This is a genomic window from Sphingomonas sp. FW306-1B-B10E, from assembly GCF_058782005.1.
Genome location: NZ_JBYSXG010000044.1, coordinates 1 through 16833, shown reverse-complemented (window position 1 = coordinate 16833; position 16833 = coordinate 1). Strand labels below are relative to the sequence as shown.

General features: G+C 66.8%; 16 protein-coding genes. 1 reads left to right on the top strand and 15 read right to left on the bottom strand.

Features of this window, described 5'->3' with window-relative positions:
- Window positions 1–5: 5 nt before the first annotated feature.
- From trbE to AC3WJI_RS15970, 15 genes are all read right to left on the bottom strand, one after another.
- A complete protein-coding gene (gene trbE / locus AC3WJI_RS16040; RefSeq protein ID WP_492758285.1) occupies window positions 6–2438 on the bottom strand; it encodes a conjugal transfer protein TrbE in 2433 nt (810 codons plus the stop codon).
- Window positions 2432–2704 carry a VirB3 family type IV secretion system protein gene (locus AC3WJI_RS16035; protein WP_492758284.1) on the bottom strand — a complete coding sequence of 91 codons (273 nt, stop codon included), beginning with the start codon at window positions 2702–2704 and terminating at the stop codon, window positions 2432–2434. Before AC3WJI_RS16035 ends, trbE begins: the two co-directional genes overlap by 7 nt.
- A complete protein-coding gene (locus tag AC3WJI_RS16030) occupies window positions 2701–3030 on the bottom strand; it encodes a TrbC/VirB2 family type IV secretion system protein (protein WP_492758283.1) in 330 nt (109 codons plus the stop codon). The genes AC3WJI_RS16035 and AC3WJI_RS16030 overlap by 4 nt, the downstream gene beginning before the upstream one ends.
- 2 nt (window positions 3031–3032) lie before the next feature.
- A complete protein-coding gene (gene trbB / locus AC3WJI_RS16025; RefSeq protein ID WP_492758310.1) occupies window positions 3033–3980 on the bottom strand; it encodes a P-type conjugative transfer ATPase TrbB in 948 nt (315 codons plus the stop codon).
- A gap of 38 nt (window positions 3981–4018) precedes the next feature.
- Window positions 4019–4423 (bottom strand): CopG family transcriptional regulator, encoded by a 405-nt coding sequence (locus AC3WJI_RS16020; protein ID WP_492758282.1) that lies wholly within the window; start codon window positions 4421–4423, stop codon window positions 4019–4021.
- On the bottom strand, window positions 4420–6450 hold the full coding sequence (locus tag AC3WJI_RS16015) for a conjugal transfer protein TraG (RefSeq protein ID WP_492758281.1): 2031 nt from the start codon (window positions 6448–6450) through the stop codon (window positions 4420–4422). The genes AC3WJI_RS16020 and AC3WJI_RS16015 overlap by 4 nt, the downstream gene beginning before the upstream one ends.
- A 110-nt stretch (window positions 6451–6560) precedes the next feature.
- Entirely contained in the window at window positions 6561–7100 is a 540-nt protein-coding gene (locus tag AC3WJI_RS16010; RefSeq protein ID WP_492758280.1) for a hypothetical protein, read from the bottom strand.
- Window positions 7101–7212: 112 nt separating this feature from the next.
- A complete protein-coding gene (locus AC3WJI_RS16005; protein ID WP_492758279.1) occupies window positions 7213–9078 on the bottom strand; it encodes a DUF4365 domain-containing protein in 1866 nt (621 codons plus the stop codon).
- 188 nt (window positions 9079–9266) lie between these two features.
- Window positions 9267–11249, bottom strand: a complete 1983-nt coding sequence (gene rlxS / locus AC3WJI_RS16000) for a relaxase/mobilization nuclease RlxS (protein ID WP_492758278.1) — start codon at window positions 11247–11249, stop codon at window positions 9267–9269.
- Between the two features lie 330 nt (window positions 11250–11579).
- Complete coding sequence (locus AC3WJI_RS15995) at window positions 11580–12167, bottom strand: hypothetical protein (protein ID WP_492758277.1); 588 nt, start codon at window positions 12165–12167, stop codon at window positions 11580–11582.
- Between the two features lie 64 nt (window positions 12168–12231).
- A complete protein-coding gene (locus AC3WJI_RS15990; protein WP_492758276.1) occupies window positions 12232–12822 on the bottom strand; it encodes a hypothetical protein in 591 nt (196 codons plus the stop codon).
- A gap of 375 nt (window positions 12823–13197) precedes the next feature.
- On the bottom strand, window positions 13198–14055 hold the full coding sequence (locus AC3WJI_RS15985; protein WP_492758275.1) for a lytic transglycosylase domain-containing protein: 858 nt from the start codon (window positions 14053–14055) through the stop codon (window positions 13198–13200).
- On the bottom strand, window positions 14043–14624 hold the full coding sequence (locus tag AC3WJI_RS15980; protein ID WP_492758274.1) for a S26 family signal peptidase: 582 nt from the start codon (window positions 14622–14624) through the stop codon (window positions 14043–14045). Before AC3WJI_RS15980 ends, AC3WJI_RS15985 begins: the two co-directional genes overlap by 13 nt.
- Window positions 14617–14850 carry a helix-turn-helix transcriptional regulator gene (locus AC3WJI_RS15975; protein WP_492758273.1) on the bottom strand — a complete coding sequence of 78 codons (234 nt, stop codon included), beginning with the start codon at window positions 14848–14850 and terminating at the stop codon, window positions 14617–14619. Before AC3WJI_RS15975 ends, AC3WJI_RS15980 begins: the two co-directional genes overlap by 8 nt.
- A gap of 157 nt (window positions 14851–15007) precedes the next feature.
- Window positions 15008–15325: a DUF736 domain-containing protein gene (locus tag AC3WJI_RS15970; protein ID WP_492758272.1), complete on the bottom strand. Its 318-nt coding sequence runs from the start codon at window positions 15323–15325 to the stop codon at window positions 15008–15010.
- 377 nt (window positions 15326–15702) lie between these two features.
- On the opposite strand from AC3WJI_RS15970, the gene AC3WJI_RS15965 reads away from it, so the two are divergent.
- On the top strand, window positions 15703–16788 hold the full coding sequence (locus AC3WJI_RS15965; protein WP_492758271.1) for a hypothetical protein: 1086 nt from the start codon (window positions 15703–15705) through the stop codon (window positions 16786–16788).
- Window positions 16789–16833 lie beyond the last annotated feature (45 nt).

Genomic DNA, 16833 nt, shown 5'->3' with positions numbered 1-16833 from the left:
GGCAATCACTCCGGGGAGAGGATGGTGGCGGTGCCGGCGAGGATTTCCGCTGCCCAATCCAAGCCGGCGGATTTGAGAAAATGGGCAGCGAAATCGTGGCCGAGGCCGGCCTCCAGCGCGGCATCGACCCGCTTCTGGCTGTCGGGATCGGAGGCGCCGCAAAGCGCAAGCGCGACCGGCCCGAGCCCAAGCTCGAACAGGCGGTTGCCGCGGACGGACTGGAGATAATAATGCCGCTTCGGGGTGGCGCGGCTGACCAGTTCGATCTGGCGCTCGTTCAGGCCGAAGCGGGTGTAGATCTCGCGCAACTGCGGCTCGACTGCCCGGTCGTTGGGCAGCAGGATCCGTTGCGGGCAGCTTTCGAGCAGTGCCGGCGCGATCGTCGAGTTCGGGATGTCGGCAAGGCTCTGGGTGGCGAAGACCACCGTGACATTCTTCTTGCGCAGCACCTTCAGCCATTCGCGGATGCGCGCGGCGAAGAGCGGGTGATCGAGGAAGAGCCAGGCCTCGTCGAGCACCAGCAGGGTCGGACGGCCGTCGAACCGGGCCTCCAAGCGGTGGAAGAGATATTGCAGCACCGGCGCGACGATGCTCGGGTGCGCCATCAGCGCCTCGATCTCGAAGCATTGGAGATCGTCGACCTGGAGGTCGTCCTCCGCAGCGTCGAGCAGCCGGCCGAACGGCCCTTCCAGAGTGTACGGGGCGAGCGCGGTGCGCAGCGCCGCAGACTGGAGGAGCAGTGCCAGCCCGGTGAGCGTACGCTGCTCCACCGGCGCGCTCGCGAGACTGCCGAGCGCGGCCCACAGCATCGCCTTGACCTCGGGGGTGACCTCCAGCTTCTCATGGGCGAACAGCGCAGCCACCCATTCGGCCGCCCAGGCTCGTTCGGACTCGCGATCGATGTGCCGCAGCGGCTGGAACGCGATGGTCCGGCCCCCTTCCGCACCGAGCCCAAGCGCGTGATGCGCGCCGCCCATCGCCAGGACCGCGGCCCGCGCCGAGAGCCCTTTGTCGAAGATATAGATCTGCGCGCCGGGATAGCGGCGGAATTGCAGGGCGAGCAGCGCGAGGAAGACTGACTTGCCCGCGCCGGTCGGCCCGACGACCATCATATGGCCGACGTCGCCGACATGAGTGGAGAAGCGGAACGGCGTCGCACCGCTGGTCTCGGCATAGAAGAGCGGCGGCCCATCCAGATGGGCATTGCGCTCAGGGCCGGCCCAAACGCTCGACAGCGGCATGAGATGCGCCAGGTTCAGCGTATGGATGAGCGGCTGGCGGACGTTCGCATAGGCCTGGCCGGGCAGGCTCGACAACCACGCCTCGACGGCGTTCACGCCTTCGCGCCGGATGGTGAAGCCGAGCCCGTTGACGATCCGCTCGACCGCGCGGACCTTGGCCTCCACCGCCGCCAGGTTCCGGTCGGCCACCGTGATCGTGGTGGTAAGATAGCCGAAGGCGACATCGTCCTGGCCGAGGGCCTGCAGTGCGGCATCGCTGTCCGCGACCTTGTTGTCCGCGTCGCTGTCGGTGAGCTGGGCAGGTTGGTTGTACATTACCTCGCGCAGCATCGCGGTGACCGACTTGCGCTTGTTGAACCATTGCCGGCGGATGCGGGTCAGCGTCTTGATGGCATCGGTCTTGTCGAGCGCGATGAATCGCGTGGCCCAGCGATAGGCGAAACCCTGGCGGTTGAGCGCATCGAGCAGGCCGGGCCGGCTCAACCCGGGAAAGCCGGCGATGCTGAGCGTGCGCAGGTGCAGTTCGCCGAGCATCGGCTCGAGCCCGCCGGTGAGCGGCGTATCGACGAGGAGACCGTCGAGATAGAGCGGCGTCTCGGGCACCGCGACCGGGTGCGGCGAATCCGAAATCGCGCGGTGCAGAAAGGTCAGCGTTTCGGCATCGTCGAGCGCCCGCATCTCGGGAAGCAGGCTCGCGAACAGGTCGGCGATGCGGTCGGTCTCGGCGACGAAGCCGGCCAGCGCCTCATGCCATTTGCGTCCCTTGCCCTCGCGCGCGACCATCGCGCGGCTCGCCGCATCGGCCTGGTCGGGCTCGGGCAGATATTGGAGGGTCAGATAGTAGCGGCTCTCGAAATGCGCGCGTCCGCCCTCGAAGGCCGCGCGGCGCTCGGCATCGACCAGACCCGAGACGGGATCGGGGAAATCGCTCACCGGATAGCCGAGCGCGGGGCGCCGCTCCGCCTCGATATAGAGCGCCCAGCCCGAGCCGAGCCGGCGCAGGACATTGTTCGCCTGCGCCGCGATCGCGATCAGCTCGGCCTCGGTCGCGCTCTCCAGATCGGGGCCGCGAAAGGCGAAGCTGCGCTGGAAACTGCCATCCTTGCTGAGGACGACGCCTGGCGCGACCAACGCGGCCCAGGGGAGATGATCGGCGAGGCGATCGGCACGCGGGCGATATTCGCGCAGGCTCAACATGCGAAGCGTCCCTTCTGGCGAAGATGGCGGAGCAGGATGGGGAGGAATTCCGGGTCGCGGCGCGCCGCGAAGACCGCGAGGCTATGGCCGAGCAGCCAGAGGGCGATGCCGGCCAGCCATTGCTGGAGCCCGAGGCCGACCGCCGCTGCCAGCGTGCCGTTGACGATCGCCAGCCCGCGCGGCGCGCCGCCGAGCAGGATCGGCTCGGTAAGCGAGCGGAAGATCGGGACCTCGAACCCCTCGATGTGCTGGCCGGCGCCGCTCACGACAGCAGCGCCCCGCCGCCGAAGCTGAAGAAGCTGAGGAAGAAGCTCGACGCAGCGAAGGCGATCGACAGGCCGAAGATGATCTGAATCAGCCGGCGGAAGCCGCCCGCCGTCTCGCCAAAGGCCAGGGTCAGGCCGGTGGTGATGATGATGATCACCGCGACGATCTTGGCGACGGGCCCCTGCACCGATTCCAGCACCTGCTGCAGCGGCTCTTCCCACGGCATCCCCGAGCCGGAGGCCTGCGCCACGCCGGCAAAGGCGAGCGCGGCGCCGGCGACGAGCCAGGGGGCGAAGCGGCGCGCACGCGGCAGAATAGACAACATGATCAGTCTCCTTGGGCTTGGGTGAAGGGGGCAAAATCGCGCAGCGCGTAATTACCGTCGGGATCGATCCCGATGAGCGTCGCGATGGTCTCGATCCGGCGCGCGGCACCGCGGCCGGCAATGAAGACGATCAGGTCGATCGCCTCGGCGATCAGGTGGCGAGGCACGGTGACGACGGCTTCCTGGACGAGCTGCTCGAGCCGGTGCAGCGCCGCGCTCGCGCTGTTCGCGTGGACGGTGGCGATCCCGCCGGGATGGCCGGTGTTCCAGGCCTTGAGCATGTCCAGGGCCTCGGGGCCGCGCACCTCGCCGACGACAATGCGGTCGGGACGCAGGCGCAAAGTCGAGCGGACCAGATCGGCCATGCTGACCACCCCGGGACGGGTCCGCAGCGCCACCGCGTCGGGCGCGGGGCAGCGCAGCTCGCGCGTGTCCTCGATCAGGATCACCCGCTCATCGAGCTGGGCCATCTCGGCGAGCAGCGCATTGGCGAGCGTGGTCTTGCCCGAACTGGTCCCGCCCGCGACCAGGATATTGCGGCGTTCGCGCACAGCGAGCGCGAGCAACGCGGCGCCGGCATCCGACAGGATTCCGTCCGCGACATAATCGGACAGGCCATAGAGCCGCGTCGCGGGCTTGCGGATCGAGAAGCAGGGCGCGAGCGTGACAGGCGGCAGCAATCCTTCGAACCGCTCGCCCCCGCCCTGCCCGTGCGGCGGCAGCTCGGCCGAGACGATCGGCGCGTTGTCATGGACCTCGGTGCGGGCATGGGTCGCCACCAGCCGGATGATCCGCTCGACCCGTTCGGGCTCGACCTGCGTCTCTGTATCCACCCGGCCTTCGCCGAGCAGGTCGAGGCGCAGCGCGCCGTCGGGATTGACCATGATTTCGAGGACACGCGGATCGGCCAGCGCCGCGGCGATCCCCGGTCCCATCGCGGTCTGCAGCATCGCGCGGCGCCGGCCGTTCGAGATGGTATCGGCGGCGCTCACGAGGGCCGCTCCACCGGCTCGATCGGACCCAGGGTCCGCCTGCCGGTCGCAAGCTGGCGCCCGACCTGCCCGACGAACTTCTCGAACCGGTCCAACCCCACCGCGAGCGCGGCGCTGTCTGCCTCGGGCAGCGGCGCGGTGACGAGCAGCTGGTAGCGGACGAACAGGGCCAGGCTTTCCAGCACCACGTCGATGTCGCGGCGCACTAGGCCGATCTCGCGCGACATGCGGTCGAGCCGGACCTTGAACAGGTCGTCGATCTCCCTTGAGCCGCGGCGCGCCAGCCAATCGGCGACGGCGTCATTGACCAGCCGCGACTTATTGCCGCCGGGGCCCGCAGCGAGCGCTTCGAGCGCATCACTCAGCGCGCGATCGATATAGAGGTTCTGGCGGACCTTCATGATCCAAGCCCCGGGATGAGGTCGTGATCGGCGCCTTCGGTCAGGCCGTAGCCGCGCACGGCCGGCGTCAGGGCGCGCGCCTGGTCCATGGCGCGCTGGTCCGCCGCGACATTGTCGTCGTCTTCCAGCGCCAGCTGCGCGGCCGGATCGCCCTCGGCTGCGTGTGCCGGTGCCTCCTCGGCCAGCCCAGGATGGCGCTGGTGCTGCATGCCGCCGTCTTCCTCGGCACCGTCGAGATCAGCGGCCTGCTCCAGCCGCGCGTCAGGCAGGCGCGGCGCTTCGGCCCAGTCGTCGGACCGTCGGCGCGGGCGATCCGGATAGGCGCCCTCGGAAAGCACCGGCGCCGCGATCACGCGCCCGCTGAAGTTCTGATCCTCGAAATAGCGCAGCTTGGTCGCGCGGATCGGCGGAAGGCCGGAGATCAGCACCAGCTCGTCGGTGGCCGGGAGCTGCATGACCTCACCGGGCGTCAGCAGCGCGCGGGCGGTCTCCTGGCGGCTAACCATGACGTGCGCGAGCCAGGGCGCGAGACGGTGCCCGGCATAGTTGCGCATCGCGCGTTGCTCGGTGGCGGTGCCGAGCGCATCGGAAATGCGCTTGGCGGTCCGCTCGTCATTGGTCGCGAAGGCGACGCGGACATGGCAATTGTCGAGGATCGCGTTGTGCTCGCCATAGGCCTTTTCGATCTGGTTGAGGCTCTGGGCGATCAGGAAGGCGCGGATGCCGTAGCCCGCCATGAAGGCCAGGCTGGTCTCGAAAAAGTCTAGGCGACCGAGCGCCGGAAACTCGTCGAGCATCATCAGCAGCTGGTGCCGGCGTGCCGCGCTACCCGGCTGTTCGAGCCGTTCGGTCAGCCGGCGACCAATCTGGTTCAGGACGAGGCGGACGAGCGGCTTGGTGCGGCTGATGTCCGAGGGCGGGATGACCAGATAGAGCGAGACCGGCCGCTCCCCCTCGATCAGGTCGGCGATCCGCCAGTCACAGCGCGAGGTGACCTCCGCGACCGTCGGGTCGCGGTAGAGGCCTAGGAACGACATCGCCGTCGACAGCACGCCGGAGCGCTCATTCTCGCTCTTGTTGAGCAGCTCGCGCGCCGCCGAGGCGATCACCGGATGCACCTTGGGCGCATCGGCAGTGCCGAGGTGATTGGTCGACATCATCCGCCGCAGCGTGGCGACGAAGCTGCGCTGCGGGTCGGACAGGAAGGTCGCGACGCGAGCGAGCGTCTTCTCCTCCTCGGCGTAGAGAATGTGGAGGATCGCCCCGACCAGCAGCGAATGACTGGTCTTCTCCCAGTGCGAACGCCGCTCGAGCGCCCCTTCCGGATCGACCAAAATGTCGGCGATATTCTGGACGTCGCGCACCTCATCGGCGCCGCGGCGGACCTCGAGCAGCGGATTGTAGCGCGCCGAACGTGCGTCGGTCGGATTGAACAGCAGACAATGCGAGAAGCGCGAGCGCCAGCCGGCGGTCAGCGTCCAGTTCTCGCCCTTGATGTCGTGGACGACCGTCGACCCGGTCCAGCTGAGCAGGGTCGGCACTACCAGGCCGACGCCCTTGCCCGAACGCGTCGGCGCAAACGCCATGACATGCTCGGGACCATCGTGACGCAGGTACTGGCCGCCGAGCCGGCCAAGCAGCACGCCGCAATCGACGTGAAGCCCTGCCCGCTCGATCTCCTTGGCATTGGCCCAGCGTGCCGAACCGTAGGTCGTGACGTTGCGGCGCCGACGGGCCCGCCAGAGCGATCCAAAGATCGCGGCGCCGCAGCCGAGAAAACCAGACGCACCGGCGAGCGTGCCCGCCTTGTCGAAGACGTGCGGCGCATAGGCGTCATAGTGATACCACCAGACGAACAGCGCCCAGGGACGATAGACCGGCACCCCTCCGACGATCAGCCAAGGCTGGCCGAGTTCGGGCTGATAGGCGAGCATCGCCGCTGCCCACTGCGTCGCCGCCCACAATCCCGCGATCACGATCGCGAAGACAATGAGGATCTGGCCGATCAGCAGCTTGGTGGGGGTCACGAAAAGCCTCCGGCCGGGGAAAATCCCGACGGCCGATGACTCCTCCAACCAAGCTTGAAATCACATGGTGCGCAGCGGCGCTACGCGGCCGGTTGCGTGCCCACCGCCTACTAGGCTCCCTGCTCGCGCCGCAGTTCCCGGATACGTTCAATTACCGGTGAGGTGATACGCGGACGATTGATGGCACGGAAAAGCTGATTGACCTTCGTAACCCCGGAGTCCTCAAGGATCATCCGGCGCGTGTCTCGCCAATCTTTCTGAAGTTGCGCAACGCGCTCGCCCCGCTCGGCATCCGGCAAGTCACGCAGATCCTCCACGCCCATGAACAGAGCGGTGCAATGCGCACCCAATTCATCATCGATGTAGAGTACATTGCGGGTCGCATGTTCCGCGATGGGCATTATCGCGGCCGAGATCAGCTCGTGGCGGACGGATGCGGAAAGCTCAGGATTTTCGATTACTTCATTTGCGATCCGGTTGCCTTCATACAAAAGATTCAGCAGCTTCTCATAAGCCTCGACACGTTTGCCAAATACGGCTGCCGCAAACTGCTCAGCGCGCTGCCTACGCCTCAGGAACTCGGCGAGAAATATGCCAAACGGGATACCCACCAGACCAATCAATGCCCCGGTTAATTGCGACCAATCCATACGAGCCCCTATCTGGTTCTTCAGCAACGCACGCGACGTTTTTGACGATTTAGACTACCGCTTGTAACCGTCCCGCGTTCGCCCGTTGCACTCAACGCGTCGGCCGCGTCGCTCACGGGTCGATGATGGTGAAAGCCTCGTAGCGGTCCCCGTCGAGCACCCGCATCGTGAACGCGCTCGGGTCCGAAGCCTGGGCTTCGGCGATGAGCTCAACGGCCATGCTGTCGAGCTCCGCGAGCGCCTCTGCGCCTACTCCAAGGGCAGCGATGTCGGCACGAAACCGGTCATAGGCGTTGGCACCGTTGCGCTCGATCGCGACGGCGAGGATCGCGGTTAGCAATTCCGCCTCTCCAAGGGCGAATGCGCCGATCGCGGCATTGGACCAGGCCTCGACGTCACCCGGCTGGATGAATGCGCATGTTAGAAAGTGCGGGACGGCGTCGCGATGCCGTCCCGCGTCGCGGTTGCGAATGCCGAGGTTAAAATGCGCTAGCGGGTTGAGGCCATCGATTTCGCGAAGCACCGCGCGGAGCCGCTCGGCGATATCCGCGCCGTCGGAACGCATCGCCGCATAGCCCGCGCGTCGGTCGAGCGGCAGCTGATCGCGCCCCGCCTCTTCGCGCAGCAAGGCGCAAACTTTCTGCTTGAGCCTCGCTTCCTGGACGACGACGCTTGGCGGATGCGCCGCGGCGACCGCTTCAAATTGGACTTGCGCCTCGGCGAGTGCCCCGGCCCGGAACAACGCGTCGCCGAAAAGGAAAGGCAGCATCGGATCCTCACTCGATCCAAGGGCCGCGCCATAGGCGTTGGCCGCGCAGCGCGGGTGGCCCGCTTCATAGAGCAGGCCGCCCAGATCCTGCAGGAAATAACCCGTTTGCAAATATGCCGGTCGAAGCCGTCGCGCGCGGTTATAGTGACGCAGCGAGCGCAAATAGGTTTCGGGGCGCCGATAATGGTTGGCGATCGAATAGTGGACCGCGGCGACGCTGACCGGCCCATTCTCCTCGGCAACGTCGAGAGCGGCCGCGAAGAAGCTGTCGCAGGCGGCGTCCTTCTCCGCCGAGCTACACGGCGATCTGCTGATCTCAAACAGGATCGCGCCATACGGTACGGTCTGGTGATGGAAGCCGTTGAGGATGGCAAGCTGGACCATCGCCGCGGGGTCGCCCGCAAGCGCTCGGCAAGCGGTGAGTGCGAGGTTTTCGCTGTGATGCGCGGCGGCGCGCTGGACGATGGCGCGCGCTATCGTTTCCGCTTGCCGGACTAGGCCTTTTCCGAGGAACAGGCGAATTAGCGCGTACAGCGCCGAGTTGGCGATGAGGCCGGCATCGGCGCCGGGCAGATCGAAGGTTACCGAAGTGATCGTGTCGATCCGCACGGCCAGGAAATCTACTTCGGGGACAATATCCACTTCCACCAGCCGCCGGGTGTCGCGCGGACGGGTCAGTGCGCCAACACATTGGGCGATCGCTTGTCCAAGCGCGAGCTCGGTCGGATAGCGCATTTCCACGGGAAGGCGCGACAGATCGAGACGCACCGGCATCGCCGCACCTTGCGGATAGGCAGAGAGCGCTCGCCTTACCTCGAGTGTCCGCCGGATCGCGGCGGGCGTCGCCTCACCCCACACCTCCGTTTCGTCGAATCGGTAGGTGACGCTTGCTTGGCCTTCCCTGGGCCGAACCCGCGCGCGGATCGTATCGTCCCATTGCCAGAAGAAGCTGTCGGATACGCTACTGTAACGGGCAACGATCACAGGAAGATCGAGCTGGCGATAATAGTCGAGCTCGTCGGTTTCGAGCACGACCTTGTCACTGAGCTCCACACTGTCGGTCGCCCGTAACTGCACAAGGAAGGTAAGACCGGTCGAATTGCCTTGCTCATCGAAGATCTCGACCTCGCGATCGATGCCGTAGTCGGGCAGCTTGGCGCGTGATACCCATTTAGCCGGTAACAACGCGTTGAACCGCGCGACCGACAATTCCTCCAATTCGTGCGAACGTGATCGTTTTGGCATTGGCTCTTCGTATCTGCCTTCCTCGACGTCGGGATATCAGGCACTCGTGCGGTTGCAATCATGTCGGTGGGCGATGCCATTCCATCACATCGCGGAAGGCGGATCCGCCCAGTGTACCGACACATTCTCCGCAACCACGAAGATCAACGCGTCTATTCGACTACGAGCCCCCCTCGCTCGCGCCCAATCGACCAACTGATACCGCCACCTCGCAGCACGCCAGACACGGGCTTGCCGACATGCCGCTCCAATACCGGTCGCCACGGCACCAGCGTGAACTCGCGCGACTTCTCGATCAGCGCGAACCGCCCGCTGACCAGGTCGATCCGGCGCCGCACGACACCCTCGACCCGCGTACCGGACGCCGGCTCGGCGAACGACAGACCCAGCTCCTCGGAGAGCTGCCCGGCGACGCGCAGAAGCTCGCGCCGTTGCAGGCTCGCGATCAGGTCGGGCCGATAGGTCGCCGTACCTCCCGCATTCTCCGCCAATCCTTGTGCGATCAACCATTGTCGTCGGCGCTGCTGCGCTTCCCGCACCTCCGCACCAAATCCGGTCTCGCGCAGCGACAGCGGCTCCGCCGCGACGAGGCCTCGATCCAGCCAGGTCGCGGCATCCGCCTCGATCAGCTGGGACAACGGCTGCGAGGACAGAATCTCGACCGCAACCGGACGGTCGCGCAGCAGCCTGGTCTCATGCGCCGCCGCGTGGTCGAGATGATCGCCGGTGATGATCCATTGCCCGGACGGTTCTCGGGCAACGCCCCCGCGCAGCCGCCGCATCGCCTCGAGCCGGCGAACATGCGTCTCGGCGAACGCCTGTGTCGCGGTCGGGTCGTGGCGGAGATGCGAGTCGATATCGTAACGCCCACCATTGGCGGCGGCGACGGCCGCGATCGTGCGATCGACCTCGCGGATCTCCGCTCGCAGCGGATCGATCCGCACCACAGCACCTTCCGGCACGACATCCAGGCCGGCGCCCTTGCCGACCGCCACATAATGGCTGCGGCCGTCGATGCCGTCGACGATCAGATAGTGGCGGTCCGCATGCTCGTCGGCGAGGCCGCGCGCGATGACACGTCCAATCAGTGGCCGCGCGCCGGATGCGGCAGGATCGTAGATCGCCTGCTCGGCCCCTGCCCGTTCGACGCTGCGCCGCGCGAACTCGCGCTGCATCGTGCGGATGATGTCACCGCGCTCGCCAAGTCGCCGGAGCGTATCCTCAAGATCGGGTGCGAGCCGCCAGCGCCCACCGCCGATCGGCTCAGCCAGGCCGAGCGATTTGAGCTTCGCAAGCCGCCCGGCGCGAAGGGCTTGGTCAAACGCGCCGCCTCGTGCCGCCGAGACGACACCGTCCTCCGCATCGCGCAGCAACGACCGATCGAGCGAGGTCAACCGTTCCTGCTCTACCTCTGCGCGGAGGCCGGCCTCAATCGCGCGCGCCGAGCGCGGCCCTAGGTCGAGATCGACGAGCTCGCAGGCGCGCTCGCGTATTCCTCTGGTCAGATAGTCCCGGGCAATCACGAGATCGGCGCCAGACGCGTCCTTGCCACGCACAACGATATGGGTGTGGGGATGGCCGGTGTTGAAATGATCGACCGCCACCCAATCGAGCTTCGTGCCCAGATCCTGCTCGACGCGCGCCATCAGCCGGCGTGTCAGCGGCTTGAGGTCGTCATACTCCGCGCCGTCCTCGGCCGAGACGATGAAGCGGAACTGGTGACGATCGCCACTCCCGCGCTCGCGGAAGGCCTTGCCATCGACCAGATCCGCGTCAGCGCTATAAAGCTGTCCAGGCAGCCCCTCGCGCGTCGTGCCGTCGCGTTGGAGATAGCGCAGGTGCGCGGCCGCCGCGATGGCGCCCTTGCCGGCAAGCTTGACGATGCTGGCCTTGAGGATGACGCGGCGCGCGCCACGCGCAGCGCGTGCGCCGCGGCTGGCGAGTATGCGACCGACGCCGGCGCCGCGGCCGATCCTGTTGCCCGAGAAGCCACCCGATCGCGCGCCGAAGACCGACGCGCCGCTACGTGCGAGGTTGGCTGCCGCGAGCACGCGACCCAGATATTTGCGGGCACGTTTGCCGCCGCCGCTGCGCATGCGGCCCAGCCGGGGCTCGAACTCGTTCTCATCGGCCATGGCGGACAATCCTAGGGTGGATTGCGGATCAACATGGCGCGCCGCTGGAAGCGTGAAAACCGGTGCCAGCCAACGCCATGGAAAATCACGAATTCCCGCCGAATTGGCACTGCCGCCCGGCCGGCAGTGCCAACTTCGCTCCCGAAAAACGATGTGCAGACAATCACTTGCGGCACCACCGGTGCCGCAGCTTTATCTTGCCTTACGCCGCCCCTCCCTCCTGCCCGTCCATCCGCTGCTTCACCCCTCCCATCCACGCTTCGCCGAGGACAGAAAAAGCCGGGACGCGATGCCTGTCCGACACCGCATCCCGGCTGCATCTGCACGCGATCAATGCAGCGTCTCGAACGCCTTTCGCGCTGCCTTTGCGCCCGCGAAACTACGCCGCCCGACCATGCCCCGGGCGCCGCCATCGCCATCGACGATGCACACCGCGACCACCCAGCATCCGTCCAATCGTCCGATCATCGCCACCCGATCCAGCTCGAAATCCTCCTCGCCAAGCGCTTCATAGGCGCCCAGCCAACGCTCCTCTACGCGCGCATCCCAGGTGAAATCGCACTCCTCCGCCGCAATGAACCGCTCCGCCAACGCCTCCGCCGCACCGCGCCCGAACTCCAGCTCGAGCCCCGCCACCAGCGTGGCCATCACGCGGTCCGCGCCCTGCGAAATCGGTTCGAACATGGTCATGAGAACCTCCTGTCGCTTGACGTCTTCCTCATCGAAGACAGCCTCTCGACGGCGGTTGCCGACGTGCCTGTCAGGGCTGCCGGAGCGCAGCGCAGGCACCGCGAAGCGGCGGTGGAGGAACCGATTTTGTCGCGCGGCTACAAACAAAAGTGCGTGCGCAGCACGCTCCATTTCGCGGCAAAATTGGAGGCGCCGCCGGCCTTGCACAGGCGCGTCGGCGGCCGCCATGCTTGGACGATCCGAGACGAGCCCCCTTCTGCCGCCAGCAACCGCGCGGATGCCGAGCAGCAGGTCAGGCGGGCGTTCTGCGCTTCCAGTTGCCTTTGAACCGGTCCGGCAGCTCGAGGATCACCAGGATCGTATGGACGACGGACAGGACCGTATTGGCCTGCTCTACACTCGGCTCGAGACGCGCGTGCACGACGTCGTTGCGGATCGTGCGCATCTCGTTGGCGCGCTTGATCAGCGGCCCCGCCTCGCCATCGTAATGGCGGAGCAGGTGCGGCAGCACCCAATTGACGAGCATCTTCAAGGTCAGGTCGTCGGGCTTCAAATTGCTCGAGCTCTTGGCGCGCTCGGCTGCCGGCAACCGATCGCGCGCCTGCAACAGACCAACTTCGAGTAGCGAGACTGCCTCGACGATTGCGGCGCGCCATCGCCCGGCGGTGAACGCCAGGTCGACCAGCCGCTCCAGCTCGAGCAAATTCTCGGTCAGGGTGAAGCCGTTGCAGAGATGCGCGTTCAGATCATAGGAGCGCTTCTCGAGCAGCTCTGGCGCGACATCGTGGTCGCGCAGCGACCGCACGCCGCGTCCCAGCGCGGCGATCGAGAGCTGCAACTGGTCGGGCCAGGCATTGGCGATCCGGGTCTCGAATGGGAGCAATCCTGCGCCGAATAGAAATAGTGCCCGACACTAAGCGGCGTGGTCTCAAGCGGAATTTCGGGCGGCATCTCGAGCCGCGGATCCTTATGGATGAACCGATAGGCTGCAATGAAACGGGCAACCAGCTGCTGGTGCGCGACGAGCCCGGCGGATGAATCGGGTGCGGCGATCTCAGTCAGCGTTTGAAGCTCGGTGAATATGTCCTGATAGAAGATCCGGCCTTCGCGCCCTTTCTCGATAGCGAGCGCCGGAGCGCTTCGTCCCTCCAGCCCGGTCGCATCGAGTGCGTTCGCGTTGTCATCGATATCGCCGATGGTACGCGCGAGCCGGGTATACACGGCACCGCCTCCGCCCTCGGCATGGACCAACGCGTTGTTAAAGTCCGTGACGACGACCGGCCGAACATGCCGCACGATATGGATCGCACCCTGCAATCCCGCACCGTCGATCAGATACAGGCTGTTCGGCAGCACATCGATGAAGCCGGGATAATATTGGTGGACGATATGAACGCCGATGGGTGGCGCTTCGGCGGCGGACGGAACGGGTTCGAAGGCGGAAGGGCTGGCCATGCCGGACCGTCGCACAAGTGCGACCCGTCTTGCCAGCGCCGGCACGGCGCAGCTCTCGCCGTCGGTTCGGGATGGCAAACAGCCCTTCCGCCCGAGGGCGCAAATCGGCCCGCTCCGGCTGTCGCGTCACCGTCCGCAAGGCGACGAATAGGCTGGGACGCTCGTTGGAAATAACCTCCGCCCGCGGTGCGGCCGGCGTGCCGGCGATCGTCGCCAGATAGGTGACCGTCTCACCCGGCAGGCGCCGACGGCCGGATAGATAGGCGGCATATCGAGCCGGCCCGGCATTATAGGCAGCGAACATGCCGGGATACCCGAACCGATCGTACATGCGGCGCAGATAGGCGGTGCCGGCGAGGATATTGTCGCGTGGATCGAACGGATCATGGGCGAGGCCGAGCGCCGAACGCATCTCGGCCCAGGTCCCCGGCATCAGCTGCATCAAGCCCATCGCGCCCACCGGACTGACGATCGGGCGCCCGTCGAGCCTGGTCCGGCCGCCACTTTCGGCCTGCATCACGCGTTCGATCCAGGCCACCGGCAGCCCGAACCGCTGCGATGCTTCCACCACGAACGGCCGCCAATCGGCGACGGTCTGCGCCGACACCGGGCATGCGAGCGTCATCGATACCGCGAGAGTCAGGGCTTTCAGCGCACCCATAGGGGCGTCGCCTTGCCGACCACATCCGTAGCGGTGGTGGGTCCGAAATAGCGTCCATCGAACGAGTCGGGCGCCTTCTCCATCAACAGGAGCAGCGCGCCGTCCCGCAGGGTCCGGCAGCCATGCCACCAGGGCAGCGGGCGCCCCTGCCGGTCGGCGGCATGCCGCGTCGCGAGCGCCTGACCATTGACGGTGATGCGCGGGCCGATGGCGCAGACCCGGTCGCCAGCGACGCCGGCGACGCGCTTCACCAGTGGCACATTGGCCGGGATATAGTGCCGGCGCGCGGCCAGCGCGCGCACCGCGATCGGGGTCCGGGCGATCACCATCTCGCCGCGTGCCGGCGCCAGGCCGGGCTCGACCCGGTAGAGCCCGATCGGCGCACTGGCACTGGCGTTCCAGAGCAAACGCGGCAGCGGCGGCATCGCGATCGTCGCGGCCAGGTTGGCGCAGCCGACCGCGAGCAGCGCGACGAATCCGGTGCGCGCCAGCAAGCGGCGGCGGCGCACGCGGCGCACGTGCTGGTCTTCGGTCCAGGCGAAGAGCGGCAGTTCGGGGCGCTCAGCCATGGTCGCCGCCCGTGCGCCGGGCGTTCGACCAGGCCTCGATATCGTCGATATGATAATACCAGGCACGACCGTGGAGGCGGCAGGCCGGCCCGCGGCCCTCCAGGCGCATGCCCTTCAGCGAACTGGCGGCCAGGCCGAGATGGAAGGCGGCCTGCTTGGCGGTGAGGAAGGGACAGGACTCGCGCGCCTTCTGCGCACGCGCGGCGGTATCGTCGGGGTCGGTCATGATGGCGGGTCCGTCAGCCGCGGCGCCGGATCGCGCCGCGCGGACACCCAAATGAACGCTGGAAGCCATGCCAGGCAGGGTCGAAAACCGGCATGCGCGTTTTCGACCCCCCTGCCGGCAGGCGGTCCGCACCCAAGGGGCGCGAACCGCCGATCGATCAGTCGGCCGGGTTCCAGATGATGGCGAAGGTGTCGTCGTCCTGGCCGGCGGCGCGGCCGAGATTGGCGTAGAGACGGCGCGGCCCGAATTCGGGCGCGGCCAAGCTCAGCGAGACATAGTCGTTGCCGGACATCTCGCTGCGGCGGTTCCAGCCGGCGCCCAGTTCGACCCCGCCGGCCATGACGACATAGTCGGGCTGGGTATCCTTGGCCTTGCGGCCATTGGGAACGATGGTGATGCCGGTGCGGATCGAAAGGGTCCGGAGCTCGCCCTTGAAGCCGTTTCCTTCGCGGGTGACGTAACCGATGGCGGACATTGCAGGTCTCCTCGAAAACTCGCCCGAACCGTCCCGGGCGATGGGCGGACCACAGGAACGGCCAGACGGACACCCGAACCGCAGGCCGCAGCGCCAGCGAAGGACCGGAGCCGGAGGCTTATTTGGAGCGAAGCGGCCGCGAGGAGCCCGCACCGGCGGGCGGGGAAATAAGCCGGCAGGCGATGGTTTCGGGAGGCCGGCGGCCGTTCCAGGTCATGCGCCCAAGGAGCCGTGGACGGTACGGCGCGATGGATGGAGACAGGCTGCGCCGGCAGGAATCTCCCGCAAATTCGGCTCGAGCGAGGTCGCCCGGTCACCCCCGCTGCGCACCGCGCGCGGCCTTCCTATATGCGCGGTGCAATGATCGGAACGGGAGCATGGACGATATGTGGGGCGAAACCGAAGCCCAGCGCGCGGCACGCGTAGCGGAGATCCGCGAAGCGCTGGCAGCGACGGAGACGCTAAGCGACGCGGATCGCAAGGCGCTGCTCGGGCTCGGCTTTCTCGAGTTCCCGAGGGTCATCACGGCGCATCAGGGCCATCGCGGAAGCGCCAAGCTCGACTCGCTCGTCGTGGCGCGGCGACAGTTCGGGATGGCATGCGACGCGCTGGTTGGGCTGCTCGACCGCTTTCATGATTTCAGCGGCACCGACGCTTTCCACACGCGCCGCGGCAGGCCCGACTTCGATCGCCTGCTCGACGAGATCCAGAAGGAGCTGTTCGCCTCCTCGACGCTCGCGCACAGCGTCGTGGATCATTGCCGCACCGTCCAGAAGCTCTGGAATGCGCCGGACTTCGACACGCAGCGCAAGGACCATTTCGGCAGCGACGGGCTGCACGAGTTCATCACCGAGCTCCGCAATGCCCTGCACCATCGCCGGATATTCGAAACCGAATGGGCGCTGCGCTGGGACAAAGCGGGCGAGAAGAGTTCGCACATCACGCTCGACAAGGCGGAATTGCTCGAGGGGGTGAACTGGACGGCTCCGGCGAGGAAGTGGCTGACGGTGGCCGGCGACGCGATCGACGTGCGCGTGGTAATGACTGCCTATCGTACCCGCAGCGATGCTTTCTATGCGTGGTATTTGCCGTGGTGCGAAGAGCACCTGCCCGCGCAGGTTGCCGAGTATCGCGAACTGCGCCGCGCACAAAAGGCGGAGCTCGCGCGGAGCCATTGGAGCTTCATGCTGCCCGAATTCATCAAGCGCGGCGTCGACCCGATGGCATATCTCGAACGCTATCTGAGCGAGGACGAGCATGCCCGGGCGCTGACGCTACCGCTGCATTCGACCGAGCTGGCCGATTATGTGATTGCGTGCGTTGACGACTATGGCGGCTGCACCGAAGAATTGCGGCAGATGGCCTATCGGCTGTTCGCGGTGCCGGGCGCGACCTGGAAGCCTGCGCCCCCGCTGGCCGTTACGGCCAGGCTCGTGGATGCCGAGGGCAAACCGATCGGCTAGCTCCAAAGAATCCCGCGCGCCCGAGCACCTGACGGTGCTCGGGCG